Below are 25110 nucleotides of genomic sequence, written 5' to 3' on the forward strand. Positions count from 1 at the left end.
ACACTGGAAGAATGACGACGCGCGCACCTTTCCCGTACGAGCCCCACGGACAGGGCTCGGACGGTGCAGACGGCGGACCGGGGCAGGGAGCCGGGGCCCGCTCCGGCGGGAAGCCTCCGCCCCGGCCGCCTCGGTCCAAGGGCCGCACGCTGCTGCCGCTGGCCGTCGCGCTGTGGGCCGTACTGGAGATCTGGCTGCTGACCCTGCTCGGTCAGGCGGCGGGCGGGCTGACGGTCTTCCTCGTGCTGGCCGGCGGTTTCGTGCTCGGTGCCGCCGTGATCAAGCGGGCCGGCCGCCGCGCCTGGCGCAACCTCGCCGAGACCGTCCAGCGAGCCCAGGAGCAGGCGCGCGGGGGCGGCGAGCCCACCGACCGGCCCGCCGCCGAGAGCGGTGGCAACGGAACGGCGATGCTCGGCGGACTGCTGCTGATGATCCCCGGGCTCGTCTCGGACGCCGCCGGGCTGCTGTGCCTCTTCCCGCCGACGGCCAAGCTGCTGCGCGGCACCGTGCAGCGCTCCGTGGACCGGCGCAGCGGATTCCCGCCCGGCACTCTCGGCGACGCCTACCAGCAGGCGCGTACGGCCGAGCAGCAGGTGCGGATGCACCGCCCGGACGGCAAGGTCGTCCAGGGCGAGGTCGTGCGCGACGACGACCGGCCGGGTGACGCGGACGGACAGCAGGGGCGCTGACCCGCTACCGCGGGTCACGGGTCGCCGGTCGAACGAAGCCAGCCGAACTAAAACGAAACGGGAGGGCCCGGGGTCACACGAGAACGTGTGACCCCGGGCCCTCCCGCCGTGTCGTGTCGGTGCGCTGTCCCTGGTCAGGCGGACTTGCGCTTGTTTCCGCTGTTGTCGTCGCGGGGGTGCACCGCCAGGTTCATGGTGCCGGAGCGCAGTACGGCGAGCCGCTCGGCGAGGACTTCCTCGAGCTCCTCGCGGGTACGCCGCTCCATCAGCATGTCCCAGTGCGTGCGCGCGGGCTTGCCCTTCTTCTCCTCCGGACCCTCGCCGTCCACCAGGAGTGCCTGTGCGCCGCACACCTTGCACTCCCACTCGGTTGGAATCTCGGCCTCTACCGAGAACGGCATCTCGAATCGATGTCCGTTCTGGCATGCGTACTCCACGGCCTGGCGCGGGGCCAGGTCGATGCCGCGGTCGGTCTCGTAGCTGGTCACCACGAGTCGCGTGCCGCGAAGAGCTCGCTCACTCATGAATTCGTGCCTCCCGGGCTGGTCGCCCACAGGACAGGTGTCGCTGTCGTCGTCATCCGGTCAACGTCCGGCCGCCGGTGAAGATTCCCGCAAGGGGAGATCGCCCACCCGTCACGCACCTCCAACCGTGACGGAAGGCTGCGCGCCGCTGCTTGTTCGTGCCGCCGCTTCGTTGATCTGCGGTACCCCCCGGTGACCGGTTTGTCACAACTGACAGGAGATGTCACCCACTGTTCGCATCTCTTCGGCGTGCAGTAACGGTCCATCCGGTGGGCCAAAGGCGTACACTACCGGCCCAGCACCCGCAGGTCTAAATCCGGCCCGGTGCGACGTTGCCCACGGCCGCTGCCGCACGTCGTACGGGTACCCGCAGCAGCAGCGCGAAACCGAGTGCGAAGAAGACCACCAGCGACAGGATCGCGTTCCGGTAGTCGCCCGTGAGTTGGTACACCAGTCCGAACAGCAGCGGACCCAGCCAACTGGTGCCGCGGTCGCTGATCTCGTACAGCGCGAAGTACTCCGCCTCCTTGCCGGCCGGCACCAGGTGCGAGAACAGCGAGCGGGACAGCGCCTGGCTGCCGCCCAGCACCAGGCCGATGCCCACCGCCAGCGCATAGAACCAGACGGGGTTCTCGCGCGGCAGGAAGTACCCGGCGCCCACCGTCGCCGTCCAGGCTGCCAACGACCCCAGTATGGTGCGTTTGGCCCCGTAGCGGGCCGCGAGTCCGCCCAGCAGCAGGGCCCCCGCCACGGCGAGGACCTGCACCAGCAGAATCGCGCCGATCAGTGTCGTCTGGTCCAGCCCCAGGCCCTCGGAGCCGTAGACCGACGCCTGGGTGATCACCGTCTGGATGCCGTCGTTGTAGAGCAGATAGGCCAGCAGGAACAGCAGTGTGAGCGGATAGCGGCGCAACTGGCGCAACGTCCCCGCCAACTGGCGGAACCCCTGTCCGAAGGTCGCCCGCCCGGCCCCGCCCGGTGCGCCCGCGACGGCCGGGCGCTCCCGCAGCCGCAGCAGGGGGACGATCGTGAAGACGGCCCACCACACCCCTGCGGAGGACAGGCAGATGCGTACGGCTGTCGACTCCGTGACACCCAGCGACTCGTGCCCCAGGAACAGCCCCAGGTTGGCCACCAGCACCAGCGCCCCCGAGCCGTACCCGAAGGCCCAGCCGCGCGAGGAGACCGCGTCCCGCTCCTCGGGCGGGGCGATCTGGGGCAGGAAGGCGTGGTAGAGCACGATGGAGACGGCGAAGCTGACGTTCGCCACCACCAGCAGCACACCGCCCAGCAGATAGCGGTCGCCGTCCAGGAAGTACATCCCGGTCGTCGCCCCGGCCCCCAGATAGGCCGCGGCGCCCAGCAGTGGCTTCTTCCGGCCCGTGCGGTCGGCGAACGCCGCGGCCAGCGGCATCACCAGCACCGACAGCAGCACGGACGCCGACACCGCGTACGGGAAGAACGAGCCGGCCCGCACCGGTATCCCCAGCGGGTGCACATAGCCGTCCGCGCCGGCGGCGGCCTTGGTGACCTCGGTCAGATAGGGGCCGAGGAAGACGGTGAGCACACTCGTGGAGAAGACGGAGTTCGCCCAGTCGTAGAAGTACCAGCCGCGCTGCTCGCGGCGGCGCTCCCGCAGCGTCGTCAACTCCTCCGGTTCCGCGCCTCCTTCCGGCACCCGCGGCGCGTCCGGCGTATCCGGTGCGACCGTTCCCATCCCCGTTCCTCCCCGTCGACCCGTCGTGCGGGCTGCTGCCGGCGGCCTCGACCACCCTCGAACGCCGACGATCTTCGCAACCGGCCCGGGGAGACTACAGCCCGGCTCCCACCGCCCGGAAAGTCGCGCGCGGCCACCGGCGGCGGCCTGGCATCCTGGCGGCGCCCCGAACACCGCAAACCGAGGAGTTCGCACACCGTGCCCGCCGAACCCGGCCAACCGAAAGCCGCAGCACCGGACTTGACCGAGCACCATATCGTCGTCGCCGGGCGCCGGATCGCCTGTCTCGACAGCGGCGGCCCCGGGCCGGTGCTGCTCGCCCTGCACGGCCACTTCGGGCGCGGCCGGATCTTCGCCCCGCTGGCCCGCGCCCTGGCGGGCCGCTACCGCGTCATCGCCCACGACCAGCGCTCGCACGGCCGCTCCGACCGGGCCGAGGACTTCTCTCCCGAGGCGTACGCCGACGACGCGGCGGCCCTGCTGGAGGTGCTGGGCATCCCGTCGGCCGCCGTACTGGGCCATTCCATGGGCGGCGCCGTCGCCTTCACCCTGGCGGCCCGCGCCCCCGAGCGGGTTCGCGCGCTGCTCGTCGCCGATATGACCGTGCTCAACCAGGAGCCGGAGGCACACCCGGTGCTCGACTGCTCGCGTTGGCCGCGCCGCGCCCCCAGCAGGCAGGCGCTCGGCGCCGCGATCGAGGCCCAGGGCGTTCCGGACGCGGGCTATTTCCTGCAGAGCGCGGTGCCGTTCGAGGACGGCTGGGGCCTGCTGTTCGACACCGGCGACATGATGGCCTCGCAGCGCGCCTTCGCGGGCGACCTGAGCGGGTACTGGCGTGCCTCCGACCAGCCCGCGCTGCTGCTGCGCGCGGAGGACAGCTTCATGCTCTCCGCGCGGGTTGCACAGCGGATGGTGGCGGAGCGTCCGCACACCGAGCTCGTCACCTTCCCCGGCTGCGGCCACTGGCTGTACGAGGACGACCCGGACGGCTTCGCCAGGGCGGTCGGCGGCTTCCTGGACCGTACGCCCGGCTGACGGCCCCCTCCCGCTGCCGGCCGGTGGCTCACTGGTGGCGCCAGAGGCCGCGCCGGGCGAACAGGTCGCGCAGCATCTCCAGTTGGTCGGTCATGATGCCGTCCACGCCCAGGTCCAGCAGGGCCGCGGCACGTTCCGGGTCGTTCACCGTCCACACGTGTACCCGCAGACCCCGCTCGTGCGCGGCGCGCACGAAGGCGCGGTCCACCACCCGGAGCCGTCCGTGCCGTTCGGGCACCTGCGCGCAGCCCGCTCCCGCGCGCAGCCTCCAGGGGAGCTTGAGGGAGCGCATCCGCAGTGCGAGTACGCCGCTGGTGCCCAGCGAGGTCAGCAGCCGGGGCCCGGCCAGCGCACGCGCTCTGGCCACACGCGCCTCGTTGAACGAGCCCACGCACACCCGGTCCCAGGCCGCCTCACCGTCCAGCAGTTCCAGCAGGGGGACGAGCGCTCTTTCGGACTTCACGTCGATGTTCCAGCGCACGCGGGGGAAGGCGCGCAGCAGTTCGGCGAAGAGCGGTATCGGTTCGCGTCCCGCCACCCGGGCCCGGCTCACCTCGGCCCAACCGAGCTCGGCGAGGGGGCCGCTGCAGTCGGTGGTGCGCTCCAGGGTGGTGTCGTGGAAGGCCACCAGCGCGCCGTCCGCAGTGGTGTGCACATCGGTCTCCAGGTAGCGGTAGCCGAGCTCCACGGCGCGGGAGAAGGCCGCATGGGTGTTCTCCAGTCCGGAGGCCGCACCGCCCCGGTGCGCGAAGGCCAGTGGTGCCGCGGCGTCGAGGAACGGATGGACGGGGGGATGGCCGGGGGAGGGGAAGTGGGCGCTGTCGGCGGGTACGTTCGTCACCGCCGCAGTATCGCCGCAGTCCTCAGCCGCGCAGTACGGTGCCTTCCGGTTCGCCGCCGCGGGCCACCACCCGCGATCCCTCGCCCGTCCCGGCGCTGTCCGGCAGGGCGAAGACGCGGAGGAAGAACTGGGCGAGGGGGCCGATCGCCAGCGCGTACAGCACCGTGCCCACCCCGGCCGAGCCGCCCAGCAGGATCCCGGTGAGCAGGACCACCACCTCGATCCCCGTCCGCACCAGCCGGATCGAGCGACCCGTGATCTTGTGCAGCCCGGTCATCAGCCCGTCACGGGGTCCAGGCCCGAAGCGGGCCGAGATGTACAGTCCCGTCGCCGCGCCGTTCAGCACCACGCCCGACAGCAGCAGCGGCACGCGGTAGGTCAGCGCGTCCACGTGGGGGAGCAGCCACAGCGTCGCGTCCATCGACAGGCCGACCAGGAAGACATTGGAGACGGTGCCCAGACCGGGACGCTCGCGCATCGGCCACCACAGCAGCAGCACCGCCGCGCCCGCGATGATCGTGACCGTGCCGATCGACAGTCCGCTGCGCTCCGAGATGCCCTGGTGGAAGACGTCCCAGGGGTCCAGCCCCAGGCCCGCGCGCACCATGAGTGCCGCACTCGCGCCGTACAGCAGCAGCCCCACGTACAGCTGGGTGAGCCGGCGGAACAGCTGCCTGCCGGAACCCTTGTCGGAACCTATGCCGGATCCCTTGTCAGAACCCCTGGAAATGGACAAAGACCTACCCCTTCTCGTGCCAGTGGACTGTCTCGTGGCACCCTGTGGCATGGAAGCAGGCCATTTCAACGGCCAATCCAGGAGAGGTGGACCGAACAATGGCGCACTGGAACTCCGCCGTGGGGGCCGCACAGCTCGCGCGGCTCCTCGGCTCGCAGCACAGCGTGCGGCGGGAGACCCCGGGGGCCGCAGCACGGGAGAGCTCGTCCCCGGCGGGCACTGCGGGCACTGCGGATGTGCCGGGCACGGCCGAAGCGTCGGCCGCCACCGGGGTGCTCGGTACGGGCACCGCCCAGGCCACCCGGAGAGTGCCCGCCTACCGCTCTTTGGCCGAAGGGCTGCGCCTCCTCGTGCTGGAGGGCCGGATTCCTGTGGCGACCCGGCTGCCCGCCGAGCGGGAGCTGGCCGCGGCACTGTCGGTGAGCCGCACGACGGTGGCCGCCGCCTTCGAGGCGCTGCGCGCCGACGGGTTCCTGGAGTCCCGCCGCGGCTCCGGAAGCTGGACGACCGTGCCGGCGGGCAAGCCGCTGCCCACCCGCGGCCTCCACCCCCTCCCGCCGGAGAACGAGGGCACCGTCATCGATCTGGGCTGTGCCGCGCTGCCCGCCCAGCAGCTGATGGGTGAGGTCTTCCAGAGCGCACTGGCGGCCCTCCCGCCCTACGCCCACACCCATGGCGACTACCCGGCGGGCCTGCCCGTGCTCCGCGAGGCGCTGGCCGACCGCTACACCGCGCTCGGCGTGCCCACGATGCCGCAGCAGATCATGGTCACCACCGGAGCGCTGGGCGGTGTCGGCGCCCTCACGCGGATGCTGGTCCCGCGCGGGGAACGCATCGCCGTCGAACACCCCTCCTACGCGAATGTGCTGCAGCTGCTGCGCGAGACGGGTGGCCGCCTCGTCCCCGTCCCCATGGCGGGCAACCTCGCCGGCTGGGACCTGCCCGCCTGGCACCGCACCCTGCGGGAGGCCGCGCCGCGCCTCGCGTACGTCGTCGCGGACTTCCACAACCCCACCGGCGCGCTCGCCGGTGTCGAACAGCGCCGCGAGCTGGTCGCGGCGGCGCGCGCCGCGGGCACCGTGCTGATCGCCGACGAGACCATGGCGGACCTGCCGCTGGGCCCGCCCGGCGCCACGGGGACGCCGAGCACGGGCTCCCCGGGGCTGGAGATGCCGCCGCCCATGGCTTCCTTCGATCCTGGCGGCTCGGCCGTCATCACGGTGGGCTCGGTCAGCAAGTCCATCTGGGCCGGCATGCGGATCGGCTGGATCCGGGCCGCTCCCGAGATCATCCGGAGCCTCACGGCGGCGCGCGCCTACGTCGATCTGGGCAGCCCCGTGCTCGAACAGCTCGCCGTCGCCGAACTGCTCAACGGAGCGGGCTGGGAGCAGGCCGTCACCGAGCGCCGGGTCCGGGCGAGGGAGAACCGCGAGGCGCTCACGGCCGCGCTGCGCGACCAGCTGCCCGACTGGGAGTTCACCGTGCCGCACGGTGGCCTCACTCTGTGGGTCCGCACCGGGGGCCTGTCCGGGTCCCGGATCGCGGAGGCGGGCGAGCGGCTCGGCGTGCGGGTGCCGTCGGGTCCGCGCTTCGGTGTGGACGGCGCCTTCGAGGGGTTCGTACGGCTCCCGTTCACCATTGCCGAGCCGCTCGCCCGGGAGGCGGCGTCCCGCCTGGCGGCCGCCGCCGACCTGGTGCGGTCGGGCGCGCCGACCCCCTCCGACCTGCCCCGCTCCTACGTGGCCTGACCGACTGCCGTACGGGGTGTGACCGGCGCTGCCTATGTGGCCCGACCGGCGGGCGGTGCGGGAAGCTGCACGTCCGCCGACTGCCCGCTCCCGCCCCGGTCCTGGGCGGGACCGGGGCCGGGGCCGCGTACCGGCTCGGGCAGCAGCTCCCGGACCGCGTTGCGCTCGGCCTCGCCCGCCGTCTCGTCCTGCGGGTCCGGGGTGGCGGGGACCTGGAGCCGCAGCACCGGGCCGTGACCGAGCCGGGCGAAGCCCCGGCCGGGCGGCACGCCGAGGGGCGGGCCGGTCTGCGGCGCCTCGCCCAGGACGCCGCCCACCTGCTCGGGCGAGACCGCTCCCAGCACCACCCGCGCCCTGGTGAAGGTGAGTACCGCGTCCCCCAACTCCTCCGCGCCCTCGAACTGTTCGGCCACCGCGACGGTCACTCCCGCGGCGCGGCCGTGCCGCAGGGGCATCCGCAGCAGCTCCTGCGGATCGGTCCGGCCCTCCGTCCGCGCGAGATGGGTGAGCGCAGCGGGGCGGTCCACCAGCACCCACAGCGGTCGGCGTACGTCCTCCGGGACGTTCTCGCCGCGCTGCCGCGCCCGGCCGGCGCTCAGCAGCCTGCGCTCCGTCTCCCGCGCCGCCCACTCCAGCGCGGTCAGCGCGCCCGGCAGCGTGGTCTCCACGCCGAGCACCCCGTGCCGCGCCGCGAAGCTCGCGAACTCGCCGCCTCCGTCGCCGTCCACGATCAGCACCTCGCCGCGGCCGAGTGCCTGCAGGGCGAGCGAGCGCAACAGTGAGCTGGTGCCCGAGCCCGGTGTGCCGACCGCCAGCAGGTGCTGCTCCGTGGAGCGGGGGCCGGTGCGCCACATCACCGGCGGTACGTCACGGGGGGCCGGCTCGCCGAGGAAGTGGACCGGCACCGTCCTGTGGATCTCGCAGCCGTCGGTGAAGCCGAGCACCGTCTCACCGGGCGCGGTCACGAACGGCTGGGCGTGGATGCGGGTGGGCAACGGCTCCAGAGCCGTCATCTCCAGCAGGTTGCACTCCTCGTCCCAGCAGAAGCGGTACTCGCGGCCACGGCCCGTCTTGGCCGCCAGCAGACGCTCGACCCGCAGTCGCGCGGCGAGCTCGCCGTCGCGGAAGGAGGGCGGGTAGCGCAGCAGCAGTCCGCTGATCCGGCCGTCCCGGAAGACGAACTCCTCGAACGCGCGCTCCCATCCGCCGTCGTACGCGTACAGCGGCTCGGGGTGCGGGTCGCCCTCCAGTGCGAAGTACGGCACCAGCGCCTCGTACAGCGCCTGCAGCCGTGCGCGCTCCACAGCGGTGGGGGCCGCACGGGAGCCGTCCGGCCCGGCCGCGCTCTGCCGCCCGTACCAGGCGGTGGTGCCCAGCAGCCCGAGCCCCATCAGCATCGGCCCGTACGGCAGCAGCCACAGCAGCACTCCGCACGCGGCCACCGCGAACAGCGTGGGACCGCGCCGTTCCCGGGGCGTCCGCGTCCACCAGGCCAGTCCCCACCCCGCGAGACGGTGCGCTCCTCGGCCGAGGACGAGCAGCGGGTGCAGGACGTCGAGCGCCGAGTCGGTCCCGGCCCGCACGGCCTTCCGCGCGTTCCACCGCGACCGCATCGCCCACCGCCCCACGCCCGACTCCTCCCGGCCCGCCCGCTAGAACTTGAGCCCGCCGAGCAGGCTCGCCAGGCTCTCGCCTCCCGCCTTGATGCTGGGTGCCATGGCGGTGCCCGCCAGGTAGAAGCCGAAGAGGGCGCACACGAGTGCGTGGGAGACCTTGAGGTTGTCCTTGCGGAAGAAGAGGAAGACGATCAAGCCAAGCAGCACGACGCCCGAGATCGAGAGAATCACCAGTCACTCCTGATGTAGGGGACGGTCACCATGAGTCTCACCAGCTTCACAGATCGGACGGATCATACGAAACGGGCAACTGGGTGATTCATGGGCTAACGCCCCTGAACGGGTCGTGTCGCTGTCGCACTCCTGGTGGAAGCCCCACCCCGTGGCGCTCACCCACCTCGTGGCACCCCCTCGCAGAGGAAAGGCCTCCCCCATGCCCGACAAAGACCCCACGACCGTTGCCGCGGACGCGGTGCTGGCCGGACTGTCCGACATCCGCGACAGCCTCGAATCCCTCTACAAGGACCTCCACCAGCACCCCGAACTCGGCTTCCAGGAGCGGCGGACGGCAGGCCATGTCGCCCAGGCGCTGAACGAGTGGGGCTACGAGGTCACCGAGGGGATCGGCGGGACCGGGGTGGTCGGAGTGCTGCACAACGGCGACGGCCCCACCGTCCTGGTGCGCGCCGACATGGACGCGCTGCCCGTACGCGAACAGACCGAACTGCCCTACGCCTCGACCGCGACCGGCACCGACGCGGACGGCGTCGAGCACCCCGTCATGCACGCCTGCGGCCACGACGTCCACGTCACCTGTCTGCTGGGCGCGGCCCGGTTGATGGCGACCGAGACCGACGCCTGGCGGGGCACCCTCGTGGCGCTCTTCCAGCCGAACGAGGAGAACGGCTCCGGCGCCCGCGCCATGGTCGACGACGGGCTGGCCCGGCGCATCCCCCGGCCCGATGTGGCGCTCGGCCAGCATGTGCTGCCCGCGCCTGCGGGGACGTTGCTGACCCGGGCGGGTGTCATGATGGCGGCCTCCGACAGCCTGCGGGTCACCTTCCGCGGGCGCGGCGGACACGGTTCCATGCCCGAACGGGCCCTCGACCCGGTGGTGCTGGCCGCGATGACCGTCGTCCGGCTGCAGACCGTCGTCGCCCGGGAGACCGCCGCGACCACGCCGGCCGTGGTCACCGTCGGGGCGATCCACGCGGGCAGCGGACCGAACATCATCCCCGACAGCGCCGAGATCCAGCTCAACATCCGCAGCTTCGACGAGGAGACCCGCTCCCGGGTCCTGGCCGCGGTGCGCCGGATCGTCGTCGGGGAGTGTGCTGCCTCCGGTGTCGAGCACGAACCGGAGTTCGAGACGCTCAGCGAGTTCTCCGTGACCGAGAACGACACCGAGGCCACCGAACGGGTCGCGGAGGCCTTCGCGGCCTACTTCGGCCAGGACCGGGCGCGTACCACGGAGCCGGTACCGGCCAGCGAGGACTTCGGCGAACTTCCCGCCGGACTCGGCTGCCCCAGCACCTACTGGGGCCTGGGCGGCACCGATCCGGACAGCTACCGGAAGGCCGAGCGTGCCGGGACGGTCAACCAGGACATCCCCGGCAACCACAGCTCCCGCTTCGCCCCGGTGATCCAGCCCACCCTCGACACGGGCGTCCGCGCCCTGGTCACCGCCTCCCTCGCCTGGCTGGCCCCGCGCCCGAGGGGTGTGGAGGGCTGAGGCCCGCCACCGTCCGGGAGCGCGGCGGGCATTCCCTTGTGGTGGAACACGTTCTACTGTGTGCGCCGCCATCGGCACACCGTCGTGGAGCGGAGGGGACCGTGTACCTCGAATACACCACCGAACAGCAGGAGCTTCGCGCGCGGTTGCGGGAGTACTTCGCCCGGCTCGTACCCGAGGACGCGCACAACCGGTACGCGGAGCCGTCCGCCCAGAAGCGCTTCTACCGCGAGACCGTGCGGCAGCTCGGCCGGGACGGGTGGCTGGGCGTGGGGTGGCCGCGCGAGTACGGCGGTCGCGGGATGAGCGCCGTCGAGCAGTTCATCTTCTTCGACGAGGCGGCACAGGCCGGTGTGCCACTGCCGCTGATGGCGCTCAACACCGTCGGACCCACCCTCATGCGCTTCGGCACCGACGAGCAGAAGGCGTACTTCCTGCCCCGCATCCTCTCCGGCGAACTGGACTTCGCCATCGGCTACAGCGAGCCCGACGCGGGCACCGACCTGGCCTCCCTCACCACCCGCGCGGTACGCGAGGGCGACACCGAGACCGGGCACTACCTCGTCAACGGGCAGAAGATCTGGACCACCAACGGGGACACCGCCGACTGGGTCTGGCTCGCGGTGCGCACCGACCCCGACGCCGAGCCGCACAAGGGCATCACCCTGCTGCTCGTACCGACCAGCGACCCCGGCTACTCGTGCACCCTCATCACCACGCTCGCCTCGCACGACACGACAGCCGGCTACTACGAGAACGTACGGGTGCCCGCGAGCCGCCGGGTCGGCGAGGAGAACGGCGGCTGGCGGCTGATCACCAACCAGCTCAACCACGAACGGGTCACCCTCGCGGCGCACGGCACCATGGCCGTACGCGCCCTGGAGAACACCCGGCGCTGGGCGCGGCAGACCAAGCTCGCCGACGGGCGCCGCGTCATCGACCTGGGCTGGGTGCGCACCCGGCTGGCCCGCGCCCACGCCCGGCTGGACGCGATGAAGCTGCTCAACTGGCAGATGGTCGACGCCCTCGACAAGGGCACGCTCACCCCGTACGACGCCTCGGCCGTCAAGGTGTACGGCAGCGAGGCGCGCCGCGACGCCTACGCCTGGCTGATGGAGGTCGTCGGCGCGGCGGGCCCCCTCCAGGAGGGCTCGGCGGGTGCGGTGCTGGGCGGTGAACTGGAGCGCGGCTACCGCAGCGCCGTCATCTTCACCTTCGGCGGCGGCAACAACGAGATCCAGCGCGAGATCATCTCCTGGATCGGGCTGGGCATGCCGCGCGTACGACGCTGAGGCGCGGGGCGTACGACCGCGGCACACGGGCTCAACTTCCGCCCCACGCACGCCATGGAACACGGCCGTACACGTCAGTACCACATCGAACCAGTCAAACGCGTACACCTCGCCATCGGTTGGCATACACACGCAGGAACGAGGCAGCCATACTGGGCAGACAGGGGAGGGACGAGAGCGGCAACGACGGGGGCGAAAGCAGGGATGGCGCACAGCACCCTGATCCATGGCCGGTACCGGCTGCTCGATCTTGTGGGACGCGGCGGTATGGGCGAAGTGTGGCGGGCACGCGACGAGTCGCTGGGCAGGCGGGTGGCCGTCAAATGCCTGAAACCACTGGCCCGGCGGGACGACGAGGCGTTCCTGCGCGTCCTGCGCGAACGCTTCCGGCGCGAGGCACGCGTCGCCGCCGCTCTGCAGCACCGGGGGGTGACGGTGGTGCACGACTTCGGGGACGACGCCGGCCGGCTCTATCTCGTCATGGAGCTGCTGGAGGGACGCAATCTCAGCCAACTGCTGGAGGACAACAAGCGGCAGCCGCTTCCGGTGGCCGAGGTCGTGGACGTCGCCGAACAGGTCGCCGCAGCCCTGGCCTACACCCACGACCAGGGTGTCGTCCATCGCGATCTGAAGCCGGCCAACGTCATGCGGACCGAGGACGGGGCCGTCAAGATCTGTGACTTCGGCATCGCCCGCCTCGCCCACGACATCGGTTTCACCGCCAAGCTCTCGGGCACCGGCATCGCCATGGGCACCCCGCACTACATGTCGCCCGAACAGATTGCGGCCTCCGCCGTCGACCACCGCAGCGATCTGTACTCGTTCGGCTGCGTCCTCTACGAGATCGCCACGGGGGTGCCGCCGTTCGAGGGCGGCGACCCCTGGTCGGTGCTGGTCGGCCACCGCGACACCCCGCCCGTCCCACCACGGGCCCACCGCCCCGAGCTGCCGCCACCGCTGGAGACCGCCATCCTGCGGCTGCTGGCCAAAGCGCCGGACGAACGCCCGGCCGACGCCGCCGCGCTGGCGGACGAACTCGCCGCTGCGCGGGCTCACCTCCCCGGTGCGGGACCGGGCGCCGCGGTGACGCCCCCTGTGGCGCCGCTGTGGATGCCGCCGTGGACACGCGGCATGGACGGCGGGCTGCCGGCGGGCGGCGCCCTCGCGCCGCGTACCCCGGCCGCACCGCCGGCCGCGGAGCTGAGCCGGCTGAGCGGACGGTGGACCGAAGACGTGGATCCCTTCCCCTCCCCGCCCGAGGGCGCCGACGTCACCCATGAGGCCGTCCCGCACGCCGCGCCGCGGATACCGCAACAGGCCTCGCGCGTACGGCCGCCGCGCGAGCGGCTCGCCGTGCTGGCCGGCAGGCACAACGCCGGGCTGCGACTGGGGCGGCTCGGCCGCTGGGAGGAGGCGTACGAGGTCCATCGGGCGGTCGCCGCCGAGCGTGAGCGGCTGCTCGGCCCCTACCACCCGGACACCCTCGCCGGCCGCTACGAGACCGGCTCGGCGCTCGCCCGGCTCGGCCGCCACGCGGCGGCGCTGGAGGAGTACGCGCGCACCGCCGCCGGCCGCGCGGCGGTGCTGGGACCCGACCATCCCGACACGCTCGCGGTCCGGCACGAGCTCGGCCACGCGCTGGGGCGGCTCGGCCGCTGGGCGGAGGCGCTGGAGGTGCACCGGCAGGTGACCGCCGTCCGCGAACGCGTGCTGGGTCCCGACGACCCGGCGACGGCGGCCAGCCGGAACGACGAGGCGCACTGCCTGGAGCGGCTGGGCCGCCCGGGGGAGGCGGCCGAGGTCTACCGGGAACTGGCGCGCAGGCGCTGAACCGCGGTCGGAAGAGCGGCCGGGAGCGCGGCCGGGAGCGCGGCAGGGGGGACGGGCGGCGGTTATCTGACGCGGCATCAGAAAATGTCTTCCCTCGGCGGCGCCGCTGCGGCATCCTGCCGCCCATGCAGACGGAGCTGAGCAGACAGCTGGGAGCAGAGCACGCCATCTTCGGCTTCACGCCCTTCCCCGCCGTCGCGGCGGCCCTCACCCGCGCGGGCGGCTTCGGCGTGCTCGGCGCCGTGCGCTACGGCGCCGCCGACGACCTCAAACGCGACCTCGACTGGCTGGAGGCGCACACCGACGGGCTGCCCTACGGCCTCGATGTGGTGATGCCGGCCCAGAAGGTCGAAGGGGTCACCGAGGACGAGATCGAGGCGATGATCCCTGAGGAGCACCGGCAGTACGTGCGCGACATCCTGGCCGCACACGACGTACCCGAACTCCCGGAGGGCGAACGGAGCGGCTGGCGCATCACCGGCTGGATGGAGAGCGTCGCCCGCAGCCAGCTGGACGTGGCCTTCGACTACCCCGTCAAACTCCTGGCCAACGCGCTGGGCTCGCCCCCGCCCGACGTCGTCGAACGGGCGCACCGCGGCGGCATACCGGTCGCGGCGCTGGCCGGCAGCCCCCGGCACGCGGAGCGGCACAAGGAAGCCGGCATCGACATCGTGGTGGCCCAGGGGTACGAGGCGGGCGGCCACACCGGGGAGATCGCCTCCATGGTCCTCACCCCCGAGGTGGTGCGTGCCGTCGATCCGCTGCCGGTGCTGTGCGCAGGCGGCATCGGCAGCGGCGAACAGCTCGCCGCCGCACTGGCGTTGGGCGCCCAGGGCGCCTGGCTCGGCTCGGTGTGGCTGACGACCACCGAGGCCGACCTGGGCTCGCGCGCACTGACCCGCAAGCTGCTGGCCGCCGGGCCGGGGGACACGGTGCGGTCGCGGGCGCTCACCGGAAAACCCGCGCGGTTGCTGCGGACCGCGTGGACGGACGCCTGGGAGGCGGGGGAGGGCAGGCCGGGCCCCCTGCCGATGCCCCTGCAGGGCCTGCTGGTGGCCGAGGCCAACTCGCGCATCCAACGGTGGGAGGTGGAGCCGCTGCTGGGCACCCCCGTGGGGCAGATCGTCGGCTCCATGGACAGCGAGCGGTCCGTGCAGGCCGTCGTCGACGACCTCACCCGCGGTTTCGACCGCGCGCTCGCCCGGCTCAACGCCATCGCGGACCGGCACTGAGGGGCTTGGTTCGAACCCCGTCCGAAAGGAGAACCAAGGTGGACGCACCCAACGGGTTCTGGGCCCAGGCCCAGCGCGATCCGGGGCGCACCGTACTCGTCGCGCCGAACGGCACCACGTGGTCCGCGGCCCGTCTCCACGAGGAGTGCAACAAACTCACGCACGCCCTCGCGGCGGCGGGCCTGTCGCAGGGCGACGCTTTCGCGACCGTCCTGCCCAACGGCCCGGAGTTCATCGCCGCCTATCTGGCCGCCGCCCAGTCCGGCCTCTACATGGTCCCGGTCAACCACCATCTGGTGGGTGCGGAGATCGCCTGGATCCTCTCCGACTCGGGTGCCAAGCTCCTGCTGGCGCACGCCCGCTTCGGGGAGACCGTGCGAGCGGCCGCCGACGAGGCGAAGGTGCCCCCTTCCCACCGCTACGCCATCGGGCGGATCGACGGCTTCCGGCCGTACGCCGATCTGCTGCGCGGCCGATCGGGGGAGGCCCCGGCAGACCGGGACCGCACCAACGGCTGGGTCATGAACTACACATCGGGCACCACGGGCCGCCCGCGCGGCATCCGGCGGCCGCTGACGGGCAAGCGACCGGAGGAGACGCATCTCGGCGGCTTTCTCGGCATCTTCGGCATCAAGCCGTTCGACGACAACGTCCATCTGGTGTGCTCCCCGCTGTACCACACCGCCGTACTCCAGTTCGCGGCAGCGGCGCTGCACATCGGGCACCGGCTGGTGGTGATGGACAAGTGGGAGCCCGAGGAGATGCTGCGGCTGATCGACCGCCACCGCTGTACGCACACGCACATGGTGCCGACACAGTTCCACCGGCTGCTCGCGCTGCCGGACGAGACGCGCGCGGCGTACGACGTCTCTTCGATGCGGCACGCCATCCACGGGGCCGCGCCCTGCCCCGACCATGTGAAGCGGGCCATGATCGAGTGGTGGGGAGGCTGTGTGGAGGAGTACTACGCCGCCAGCGAGGGCGGCGGAGCGTTCGCGACCGCGGAGGACTGGCTGAAGAAGCCCGGCACGGTCGGCAAGGCCTGGCCGATCAGCGAGCTGGCGGTCTTCGACGAGGAGGGCAACCGGCTGGGGCCGGGGGAGCTGGGCACCGTCTACATGAAGATGAGCACCGGCGGATTCTCGTACCACAAGGACGAGGGGAAGACGCGCAGCAACCGGATCGGGGACTTCTTCACGGTCGGCGACCTCGGATATCTGGACGAGGACGGCTATCTCTTCCTCCGTGACCGCAAGATCGACATGATCATCTCCGGTGGAGTGAACATCTATCCCGCCGAGATAGAGGCCGCGCTGCTCACCCACCCCGCCGTGGCGGACGCGGCCGCCTTCGGGGTGCCGCACGACGACTGGGGCGAGGAGGTCAAGGCCGTCGTCGAGCCGGCGCCGGGCCATCGGCCCGGGCCGCAGCTCGCGGCGGCGATCCTGGACCACTGCGCGGGACGACTCGCCGGATACAAATGCCCCAAAACGGTGGACTTCACCGACGCGATGCCCCGCGACCCCAACGGCAAGCTCTACAAGCGCAGACTGCGAGAACCGTACTGGAGGGAACGCGAACGGCCACTGTGACGGGCGTCGCTTCGCGGGACCGGACGGGTACGTCTGGGAGCCATGCCTGAGAGAAACCTCGTGGTCACTTTTCACCCCTTCCTGGCGCGGCCATGATGATCACGCGGCGTCGTGGGTGCTGCCCATGGCGACGCCGTCATACGCACCAACGTCAGGAGGACCCATGGCCGGGCTCTGGAGCGGCGAGGGCGTACTGCGCCGCAAACCCATCGAGCACATCGAGGACACCGAGGGCGGGGCCGGACCGCAGCTGTCCCGTACCCTGGGCCTGCGGCATCTGACCGCGATCGGCGTCGGCGGCATCATCGGAGCGGGTGTCTTCAGCCTCGCGGGCACGGTCGCCAACGGCAAGGCGGGCCCCGCCGTGCTGATCTCCTTCCTCGTCGCCGGATTGGCCAGCGCGTGCGCCGCGCTCTCCTACGCCGAGTTCGCCGGGCTGATCCCGAAGGCGGGCTCCGCCTACACCTACGGCTACGCCGTGCTGGGCGAGCTCGGCGGCTGGTTCATCGGCTGGGACCTGCTGCTGGAGTACACGGCCATCGTCGCGGTGGTGGCCATCGGTATCTCCGGCTACTTCTCCTTCCTGCTGGGGGAGACCGGTCTCGAACTGCCCACCTGGATGCTCGGCGCACCCGGGACCGGCGACGGGCACCGCGTCGACCTGTTCGCCGCGGTGCTGTGCCTGCTGATCGCCTATCTGCTCACCCTGGGCATCAAGAACGCGGCCCGCTTCGAGCTGATCGTGGTCGCCCTCAAGGTGGCGGTCGTCCTGCTGGTGATCGTGGTCGGCGTCTTCCACGTCAAGACCGGCAACTACCACCCGTTCTTCCCCTTCGGCATCACCGGCGCGTTCACCGGGGCCGCGACCGTCTTCTTCGCGGTCTTCGGCTACGACGCGATGAGTACGGCGGCCGAGGAGTCCAAGGACGCCCAGAGGCACATGCCCAAGGCGATCATCTACTCACTGGCCATCTCCATGGTGCTGTACGTGGCCGTCTGCCTGGTGCTGACCGGTATGCAGAACTACAAGGACATCGACCCCGAGAGCGGCTTCTCCACCGCGTTCAAGTCGGTCGGGCTCAGCGGTATCGCCGATGTCATCGCCGTCGGCGCCATCATCGGCATCCTCACCGTGATGTTCACCTTCATGCTCGGCGTCACCCGCGTCTGGTTCTCCATGAGCCGCGACGGGCTGCTGCCCAAGTGGTTCGCCAAGACCGACCCGGTGCGCCATGTGCCGGTGCGCGTCACCTGGATCGTGGGGTGCGTCTCCGCCGTCATCGCGGGATTCCTGCCCATCGAGGAGGCGGCCGAACTGACGAACATCGGCATCCTGCTGGCCTTCGTCGTGGTCTGTGTCGCCGTCATCGTCCTGCGCTACCGGCGGCCCGACCTGCCGCGCACCTTCAAGGTCCCCGGAATGCCCGTCACCCCGGCGCTCGGGGTGGTGTTCTCGATCTGGCTGACCACCTACCTCACCTGGCAGACCTGGCTGCGCTTCGCCATCTGGCTGGCCGTCGGACTGATCGTCTATTTCGGCTACTCCTACCGCAGGTCCGAGCTGGCCAAGCGCCCTGCCGACACCCTGCCGCCCTCCTCGGGGAAGCGGGACGAGTAGCGGGGTACGGTCCCCCGTATGAGCGAAAACGGAACGCAGACGGTTCGCACGGGCGGGATCCGGCTCAGCTATCGCTCCTGGGGAGCCGAGGTGGGAGTCCCCGTCGTCCTGCTCCACTGCCTCGGTGAGGACGGCGAGGACTGGCGCGGTCCGCTCATCTCGGGCCTGGCCGGCCGGCATCCCGTCCATGCGCTCGATCTGCGCGGACACGGTGAGAGCGACTGGCCCGGCAGTTACGCCCTGGACGACTTCGTCGGTGACCTGCGGGGATTCCTGGACGAGCTCGGCATCGACAAGGCGATCGTCGTCGGCCACTCCTTCGGCTCCGTCGTCGCCTATCTGTTCGCCCAGGAGCATCCCGAGCGGGTGGAGCGACTGGTGCTGGAGGAGACCGGAGCCATGCGCCCCCTCCAGCCGCCGCAGGAGGTGCCGGAACCGCCACCGGGCATCCCCGCCTTCGACTGGGAGGTGAAGGTCCAGTGGGCCCGGCAGCGCAATGACCCCGATCCGCGGTGGTGGGACCGGCTCGGTGCCATCACCGCTCCCACCCTGCTGCTGGGCGGTGGCGACGGCAGCCACCTTCCGCAGCAGGACCTGCACCTGATGGCCGAGCGGATGCCCGACGCGCGCGTCCTGACCATCGACGGCGCCGGCCATCTCGTCCACGAGGCCCGCCCGATGGAGTTCACCAAGGCGGTGCTGGACTTCTTGGCGGAGGACTGAACCCTCCCCTCGGCGGCGGTTACCCAGCCGCCACACAGCGGCCCGGCGGCGCCGAACCGGGCCCGGCCCTGGGCCGGTTCGGCGTGCCTCCCCGGGCTGCGGCCGGGAGGCCCCGTCACCGCGGTCGCGGTGTCTGTTCCTCGCGCGAGGAGGGGGGAGGGGGCGCCCCCTCGACCAGGGTCCGGCGGGCCCAGCGATAGTCGGCCTTGCCGCTCGGCGAGCGGTGGATGTGCTCCGTGAGCACAATGGTGCGCGGCACCTTGTACCCGGCGAGTCGGGTGCGGGCGTGTTCCCGTATCCCTTCGGCCGTCAGCGGCGCGGTGGCGTCGGCCCGCAACTGGACGACGGCGGCCACACGGTGCCCCCACTTCTCGTCGGGAACGCCGGCGACGAGCGCGTCGTAGATGCCCGGGTGGGACTTGAGGGCTTCCTCGACCTCTTCGGGGTAGACCTTCTCGCCGCCGGTGTTGATGCACTGGGAGCCCCGTCCCAGCACGGTGACGACCCCGTCGTCGTCGACGGTCGCCAGGTCGCCCAGCAGCACCCATCGCGCACCTTCGGCCTCGAAGAACGTCTCCGCGCTCTTGGCCGGATCGTTGTAGTAGCCGAGCGGCACATGGCCGCGCAGCGCGATACGGCCCACCTCGCCGGGCGGTACCGGCTGCCGGGTGGCGGGGTCGACCACGGCCGTGTCGTCGTTGACGGTGATCCGGAAGCCCTTGGCCGGGCCGGAGTCCGCCGTCGCCGTGCCGTTGAATCCGGACTCGGAGGAGCCGAAGTTGTTGATGAGGGTGGTGTGCGGCACCAGCGCCGCGAACTGCTCCCGTACCGTCTCGGAGAGGATCGCCCCGGAGCTGGAGACCACGAGCAGGGACGAGCAGTCGGTGCCGTGCAGCGGCCCGGCCAGCGCGTCCACCAGGGGCCGCAGCATCGCGTCGCCCACCAGCGAGATCGCCGTGACCTTCTCGCGTTCGACGGTGCGCAGCACCTCCTCGGGGACGAACTTGCGGTGCAGCACCACCTTCTGGCCGTAGTTCAGCCCGATGAAGAGGGTCAGTGTGGACGTGCCGTGCATCAGCGGAGGCGTGGGGAAGAACACCAGCCCCTCGCCGCCGGCCGCGACCCGTTCGGCCAGTTCCTCGGGCCGGGAGACCGGCGGGCCGGTGGGCGCGCCGCCGCCGAGGCCGGAGAAGAACAGGTCCTCGGCCCGCCACATCACCCCCTTGGGCATTCCGGTGGTGCCGCCGGTGTAGATGAGGAACAGATCGTCGGGCGAGCGGGGGCCGAAGTCCCGCTCCGGTGATCCCGCCGCCTCGGTGTCCGTGAACTCCGCGAAGGCGACGGGCGCGACAGCGCGGGCGGGGTCCGGTGCGGACGGCCCGTCCGGCGGGGCGGCGCCCACCCGCACCAGCTGCCGCAGCTGGGGGGCCTGCGGTACCGCTGCCACGACCCGGGCGGTGAACTCGCCGTCGAAGACGACCGCGGCCAGGTCGGCGTCCCGGTACAGATAGACCAGCTCCTCCTGGACGTACCGGTAGTTGACGTTGACGGGGACGGCGCGGATCTTCAGGCAGGCCAGCAGCGTCTGCACGTACTCGACGCCGTTGTACAGGTGCAGCCCGACGTGCTCTCCGGGCCGGATGCCGCTGTCGGCGAAGTGGTGCGCGAGCCGGTTGGCCGCGTGGTCCAGCTCGGCGTACGTCAGCCTGCGTTCGGCGCCGGTTCCGGGGTGGTCCAGATGAACCAGCGCTTCGCGGTCGGGGACGGTGTCGACGATCGACTCGAACAGGTCGGCAAGGTTGTACTCCACGGCGCGCTCCTCCATACCCCGGCCCGGCGTACGTGCTCGTCTCGCGTGCGCCCCCGTGCGTGTTCGCGTGCTCGCGTACTGGTGTCGTCCGGCGTCATCAGAGCACCGGTGCGCGGAGACGGGAAGAGCTTCCGCACAAGAAATATGACGCAGCGTCAGAAAACCCTTGAAGTTGGCGCGCCGTTACTGCAACCTGTTCCAGATCCTGAGGCGGCCTGCGACGGGAGGAACCGCGATGGGCGGCACCGAGCATCTGACCGTGGAGCGCGAGGGCGCCACCCTCGTGCTCACCCTCAACCGTCCCGAAGCCAAGAACGCCCTCTCCCTCTCCCTGCTGGTGGGCCTGTACGACGGCTGGCTGGAGGCCGACGCGGACGACACCATCCGCTCCGTCGTCCTCACCGGCGCGGGCGGCACCTTCTGCGCGGGCATGGACCTCAAGGCACTCGCCGGGGACGGCATGGCCGGTGAGCACCACCGCGAGCGGCTGCGCGAGGACCCCGACCTGCACTGGAAGGCGATGCTGCGCCACCACAGGCCGCGCAAACCGGTCATCGCGGCCGTCGAGGGCCACTGCGTCGCCGGCGGTACGGAGATGCTCCAGGGCACCGACATCCGCGTCGCCGGCGAGAGCGCCGTCTTCGGCCTCTACGAGGTCCGCCGCGGACTGTTCCCCATCGGCGGCTCGACGGTACGGCTCCCACGCCAGATCCCCCGTACGCACGCGCTGGAGATGCTGCTCACCGGGCGCCCGTACAGCGCGCAAGAGGCGGCGGGCATCGGGCTCGTCGGACGCGTCGTACCCGACGGCACGGCGCTGGACGCGGCGCTGGAGACGGCCGAACGCATCAACGCCTGCGGTCCGTTGGCCGTCGAAGCGGTGAAGGCCTCCGTCTATGAGACGGCGGCCATGAGCGAGCAGGAGGGGCTGGCCGCCGAGTTGGAGCGCGGCTGGCCCGTATTCGACACCGCCGACGCGAAGGAGGGCGCCCGGGCCTTCGCGGAGAAGCGCCGGCCGCGGTTCCGCCGGGAGTAGGTGCGCAACCGATCAGCCACAGACGGAGAGGTACCCACCTTGAATGCGGCTCCCTCACACAAAGTGCTCAGCGCACCGTTGGTCGTCGAGTTCCCCTTCACCCGCTCCCTCGGACCCGTGCAGAGCGCCTTTCTCACCGGGCTCCGCGAACGGACGGTCCTCGGCGTCAAGGCGTCCGACGGCCGCACCCTGGTCCCGCCCACCGAATACGACCCCGTCACGGCCGAGGAGCTCCGCGACCTGGTGGAGGTGGGCCGCACGGGCACCGTCACCACCTGGTCGTGGAACGACCGCCCCCGCAGAGGACAGCCCCTGCGACACCCCTTCGCCTGGGTGCTGGTCCGCCTCGACGGCGCCGACACCGCACTGCTGCACGCCCTGGACGCGCCGGAGGGCCCACAGGCGGTCAACACCGGTATGCGCGTGCGCATCCGCTGGGCGGAGCACCGCAGCGGCGCCATCACCGACATCGCCTGCTTCGAACCCGACGACAGCGTCCCGTCCACCCACCGGGCGCAGCCGCACCCGGGCGAGTTCGCCGACCCGGTCACCGGCATCGTGGCCGAGGCCCGCCTCGACTACACCTACACCCCTGGCCGCGCCCAGACCCGCTACCTCGACGCCCTGACCACCCGCCGCACGCTGGGCGAGCGCTGCCCGCGGTGCCACAAGGTCTACGTTCCACCGCGCGGCGCCTGCCCCACCTGCGGAGTGCCCACCGGGGAACAGGTCGAGGTCGGCCCGCGCGGGACCGTCACCACCTTCTGCGTGGTCAACATCAAGGCCAAGGGGCTGGACATCGAGGTGCCGTACGTCTACGCGCACATCGCCCTCGACGGCGCCGGACTCGCGCTGCACGGCCGTATCGCGGGCATCCCCTACGACCAGGTGCGCATGGGCCTGCGCGTCGAGCCCGTCTGGACCGAAGGCGGACGCTACCCGGACCACTACCGGCCCACCGGCGAACCCGACGCCGACTACGAGACGTACAAGGAGTTGCTGTGACGAGCCGAGCCGGGCGCCGGGAGGTCGCCGTGGTCGCCTTCGCGCAGACGGAGCACGTCCGCGCGGCGGACAACCTCTCCGAGGTCGAGATGCTGATGCCGGTGCTGCGCGAGGTGCTCGACAGCACGGGGCTGGCCGCCGGCCAGATCGACTTCACCTGCTCCGGCTCCTGCGACTACCTGGCCGGCCGCGCCTTCTCCTTCACCATGGCGCTGGACGGCGTGGGCGCCTGGCCGCCGATCTCCGAGTCGCACGTGGAGATGGACGGTGCCTGGGCGCTCCACGAGGCGTGGGTCAAGATCCTCACCGGCGAGGCCGAGACCGCGCTGGTGTACTCCTACGGCGAGTCCTCTGCGGGCGATCTGCCCGAGGTCCTCACCCGGCAGCTCGACCCGTACTATCTCGGCCCGCTGTGGCCCGACTCCGTCTCGCTCGCCGCACTCCAGGCCCGCGCCCTGCTCGACGCCGGGGAGACCGACGAGCGGGAGCTGGCCGGCATCGCCGCCCGTAGCAGAAAGGCGGCCGAGGACAACCCGCACGCCCAACTCAGCGGCTCGCCCGGCGTCGACACGCTGCTGGAGAGCGACTACCTCGCCCGACCGCTGCGACCGCACGACGTGCCCCCGGTCACCGACGGGGCCGCCGCCGTGGTGCTCGCCGCCGGGGACACCGCCCGCCGGCTGACCCGCCGTCCCGCCTGGATCAGCGGTATGGACCACCGGATCGAGGCGCACAGCCCGGGCGTACGCGACCTGACCGACTCGCCCTCGACCCGGCTGGCCGCCGAGCGCGCCGGGCTGTTCGACGCCGGGTCGCCACCACCGGAAGTCGCCGAACTGCACGCCCCGTTCACCGCCCAGGAGGTCGTGCTGCGCAAAGCGCTGCGGCTCGACAGGAGCACCGCTGTCAACCCCTCGGGCGGGCCGCTCGCGGCCAACCCCGTCATGGCGGCCGGGCTCGTCCGGATCGGCGAGGCCGCGGCCCGGGTGAGCCGGGGCGAGGCCCGCCGCGCGGTCGCGCACGCCACCTCGGGGCCCTGCCTGCAGCAGAACCTCGTCGCGGTCCTGGAGTCCGACGGCGCCGGAGCCGAAGGAGAACGCCCATGAGCACCCCGACCAGCCTCGGTGGGAGCGGCAAGGAACCCGTCGGTGTCGTGGGCATCGGCCAGACCAAGCATGTCTCGGCGCGACGGGACGTCTCGATGGCGGGGCTGGTGCGGGAGGCCGCGGTACGGGCGCTGGCGGACGCCGAGTTGGGCTGGGCCGACATCGACGCCGTGGTGATCGGCAAGGCACCCGACTTCTTCGAGGGCGTCATGATGCCCGAGCTGTATCTGGCCGACGCGCTCGGCGCGGTCGGCAAGCCCATGCTGCGCGTGCACACGGCCGGCTCCGTCGGCGGCAGTACCGCGCTGGTCGCCGCCAACCTGGTGGCGGCACGTGTGCACCGCACCGTGCTGACCCTGGCCTTCGAGAAGCAGTCCGAGTCGAACGCCATGTGGGGCCTGTCGCTGCCGGTACCGTTCCAGCAGCCGCTGCTGGCGGGCGCCGGCGGGTTCTTCGCACCGCACGTCCGCGCCTATATGCACCGCACCTCGGCACCCGACCACATCGGCGCGCTGGTCGCCTACAAGGACCGCCGCAACGCGCTGAAGAACCCGTACGCGCACCTCCACGAGGAGGACATCACGCTGGAGAAGGTGCGCTCCTCACCGATGCTGTGGGACCCCATCCGCTACTCGGAGACCTGCCCCTCCTCCGACGGGGCCTGCGCCATGGTGCTGACCGACCGCGCCGGTGCGGCACACGCCCCACGCCCGGCCGCCTGGGTGCACGGTGGCGCGATGCGCAGCGAACCCACGCTCTTCGCGGGCAAGGACGCCGTCTCGCCGCGCGCGGGCCGGGACTGCGCGGCCGACGTCTACCGCCAGGCGGGCATCGGCGAGCCGCGCCGCGAGATCGACGCCGTGGAGATGTATGTGCCCTTCTCCTGGTACGAGCCGATGTGGCTGGAGAACCTCGGCTTCGCCAAGGAGGGGGAGGGGTGGAAGATGACCGAGTCCGGTGCGACCGAACTCGACGGAGAGCTGCCCGTCAACCCGTCGGGCGGCGTGCTGTCCACCAACCCCATCGGCGCCTCCGGGATGCTCCGCTTCGCCGAGGCGGCCCTCCAGGTGCGCGGTGCGGCGGGCGCACACCAGGTGCCGGGGGCGCGCAGGGCACTCGGTCACGCCTACGGGGGCGGCTCCCAGTTCTTCGCCATGTGGCTGGTAGCCGACGAGCCGCCCACCGGCTGAGCCCCACTGCGACACGGCCCCGCGGCACCGGGCGCGGC

The 25110-nt window shown here is 71.9% G+C and carries 21 protein-coding genes; 14 read left to right on the forward strand and 7 right to left on the reverse strand.

Annotation, left to right across the window (positions count from 1 at the left end; all coding sequences use genetic code 11):
• Positions 1–11 precede the first annotated feature (11 nt).
• Positions 12–689 carry an FxsA family membrane protein gene (fxsA, locus tag JW613_RS17290; RefSeq protein ID WP_209211704.1) on the forward strand — a complete coding sequence of 226 codons (678 nt, stop codon included), beginning with the start codon at positions 12–14 and terminating at the stop codon, positions 687–689.
• A 134-nt stretch (positions 690–823) separates the two neighbouring features.
• On the opposite strand, the gene JW613_RS17295 is transcribed toward fxsA, so the two are convergent.
• Both JW613_RS17295 and JW613_RS17300 read right to left on the reverse strand, forming a co-directional pair.
• Entirely contained in the window at positions 824–1213 is a 390-nt protein-coding gene (locus JW613_RS17295) for an RNA polymerase-binding protein RbpA (protein WP_099878464.1), read from the reverse strand.
• Between the two features lie 310 nt (positions 1214–1523).
• Positions 1524–2930, reverse strand: coding sequence for an MFS transporter (locus JW613_RS17300; RefSeq protein WP_245225801.1), 1407 nt, complete (start codon positions 2928–2930; stop codon positions 1524–1526).
• Positions 2931–3128: 198 nt separating this feature from the next.
• Between JW613_RS17300 and JW613_RS17305 the strand changes: the two genes are divergently transcribed.
• A complete protein-coding gene (locus tag JW613_RS17305) occupies positions 3129–3965 on the forward strand; it encodes an alpha/beta fold hydrolase (protein ID WP_209211705.1) in 837 nt (278 codons plus the stop codon).
• A gap of 28 nt (positions 3966–3993) precedes the next feature.
• Here JW613_RS17305 and JW613_RS17310 read toward each other — a convergent pair whose 3' ends face one another.
• Positions 3994–4806, reverse strand: a complete 813-nt coding sequence (locus JW613_RS17310; RefSeq protein WP_209211706.1) for a glycerophosphodiester phosphodiesterase family protein — start codon at positions 4804–4806, stop codon at positions 3994–3996.
• A gap of 22 nt (positions 4807–4828) precedes the next feature.
• Positions 4829–5593 carry a membrane protein YczE gene (yczE, locus tag JW613_RS17315; RefSeq protein WP_372447953.1) on the reverse strand — a complete coding sequence of 255 codons (765 nt, stop codon included), beginning with the start codon at positions 5591–5593 and terminating at the stop codon, positions 4829–4831.
• 47 nt (positions 5594–5640) lie between these two features.
• On the opposite strand from yczE, the gene yczR reads away from it, so the two are divergent.
• The gene (yczR, locus tag JW613_RS17320; RefSeq protein ID WP_209211707.1) at positions 5641–7290 is read left to right on the forward strand and encodes a MocR-like transcription factor YczR; all 1650 of its coding nucleotides are present in this window, start codon (positions 5641–5643) and stop codon (positions 7288–7290) included.
• Between the two features lie 32 nt (positions 7291–7322).
• Here the strand turns inward: yczR and JW613_RS17325 are convergent, their stop codons facing one another.
• Together JW613_RS17325 and JW613_RS17330 are read right to left on the reverse strand one after the other, a co-directional pair.
• Entirely contained in the window at positions 7323–8918 is a 1596-nt protein-coding gene (locus JW613_RS17325) for a P-loop NTPase family protein (RefSeq protein WP_209211708.1), read from the reverse strand.
• A gap of 24 nt (positions 8919–8942) precedes the next feature.
• The gene (locus JW613_RS17330) at positions 8943–9137 is read right to left on the reverse strand and encodes a hypothetical protein (RefSeq protein WP_099878458.1); all 195 of its coding nucleotides are present in this window, start codon (positions 9135–9137) and stop codon (positions 8943–8945) included.
• A 202-nt stretch (positions 9138–9339) separates the two neighbouring features.
• Between JW613_RS17330 and JW613_RS17335 the strand changes: the two genes are divergently transcribed.
• From JW613_RS17335 to JW613_RS17365, 7 genes are all read left to right on the forward strand, one after another.
• Positions 9340–10638 carry an amidohydrolase gene (locus JW613_RS17335; RefSeq protein ID WP_209211709.1) on the forward strand — a complete coding sequence of 433 codons (1299 nt, stop codon included), beginning with the start codon at positions 9340–9342 and terminating at the stop codon, positions 10636–10638.
• 101 nt (positions 10639–10739) lie between these two features.
• Positions 10740–11930, forward strand: a complete 1191-nt coding sequence (locus JW613_RS17340; RefSeq protein ID WP_209211710.1) for an acyl-CoA dehydrogenase family protein — start codon at positions 10740–10742, stop codon at positions 11928–11930.
• Between the two features lie 204 nt (positions 11931–12134).
• Positions 12135–13760, forward strand: a complete 1626-nt coding sequence (locus JW613_RS17345; protein ID WP_209211711.1) for a serine/threonine-protein kinase — start codon at positions 12135–12137, stop codon at positions 13758–13760.
• Between the two features lie 125 nt (positions 13761–13885).
• Complete coding sequence (locus JW613_RS17350; protein ID WP_209211712.1) at positions 13886–14992, forward strand: NAD(P)H-dependent flavin oxidoreductase; 1107 nt, start codon at positions 13886–13888, stop codon at positions 14990–14992.
• A 38-nt stretch (positions 14993–15030) separates the two neighbouring features.
• Positions 15031–16584: an acyl-CoA synthetase gene (locus tag JW613_RS17355; protein WP_209211713.1), complete on the forward strand. Its 1554-nt coding sequence runs from the start codon at positions 15031–15033 to the stop codon at positions 16582–16584.
• A gap of 163 nt (positions 16585–16747) precedes the next feature.
• Positions 16748–18202, forward strand: coding sequence for an amino acid permease (locus tag JW613_RS17360; protein WP_099878447.1), 1455 nt, complete (start codon positions 16748–16750; stop codon positions 18200–18202).
• A gap of 18 nt (positions 18203–18220) precedes the next feature.
• The gene (locus JW613_RS17365) at positions 18221–18925 is read left to right on the forward strand and encodes an alpha/beta fold hydrolase (RefSeq protein ID WP_209211714.1); all 705 of its coding nucleotides are present in this window, start codon (positions 18221–18223) and stop codon (positions 18923–18925) included.
• Positions 18926–19040: 115 nt separating this feature from the next.
• Here JW613_RS17365 and JW613_RS17370 read toward each other — a convergent pair whose 3' ends face one another.
• Complete coding sequence (locus JW613_RS17370; protein WP_209211715.1) at positions 19041–20735, reverse strand: acyl-CoA synthetase; 1695 nt, start codon at positions 20733–20735, stop codon at positions 19041–19043.
• 235 nt (positions 20736–20970) lie between these two features.
• Between JW613_RS17370 and JW613_RS17375 the strand changes: the two genes are divergently transcribed.
• The 4 genes from JW613_RS17375 (at position 20971) to JW613_RS17390 (ending at position 25072) form a co-directional block, all read left to right on the forward strand.
• The gene (locus JW613_RS17375; protein ID WP_209211716.1) at positions 20971–21771 is read left to right on the forward strand and encodes a crotonase/enoyl-CoA hydratase family protein; all 801 of its coding nucleotides are present in this window, start codon (positions 20971–20973) and stop codon (positions 21769–21771) included.
• A 63-nt stretch (positions 21772–21834) separates the two neighbouring features.
• On the forward strand, positions 21835–22776 hold the full coding sequence (locus JW613_RS17380) for a Zn-ribbon domain-containing OB-fold protein (protein ID WP_372447954.1): 942 nt from the start codon (positions 21835–21837) through the stop codon (positions 22774–22776).
• Positions 22773–23882, forward strand: coding sequence for a thiolase family protein (locus JW613_RS17385; RefSeq protein ID WP_209211718.1), 1110 nt, complete (start codon positions 22773–22775; stop codon positions 23880–23882). Before JW613_RS17380 ends, JW613_RS17385 begins: the two co-directional genes overlap by 4 nt.
• Positions 23879–25072, forward strand: a complete 1194-nt coding sequence (locus tag JW613_RS17390) for a thiolase family protein (RefSeq protein ID WP_209211719.1) — start codon at positions 23879–23881, stop codon at positions 25070–25072. Before JW613_RS17385 ends, JW613_RS17390 begins: the two co-directional genes overlap by 4 nt.
• The last annotated feature ends 38 nt before the right edge of the window (positions 25073–25110 follow it).

This window comes from Streptomyces smyrnaeus (genome assembly GCF_017676345.1).
Classification (GTDB): domain Bacteria; phylum Actinomycetota; class Actinomycetes; order Streptomycetales; family Streptomycetaceae; genus Streptomyces; species Streptomyces smyrnaeus.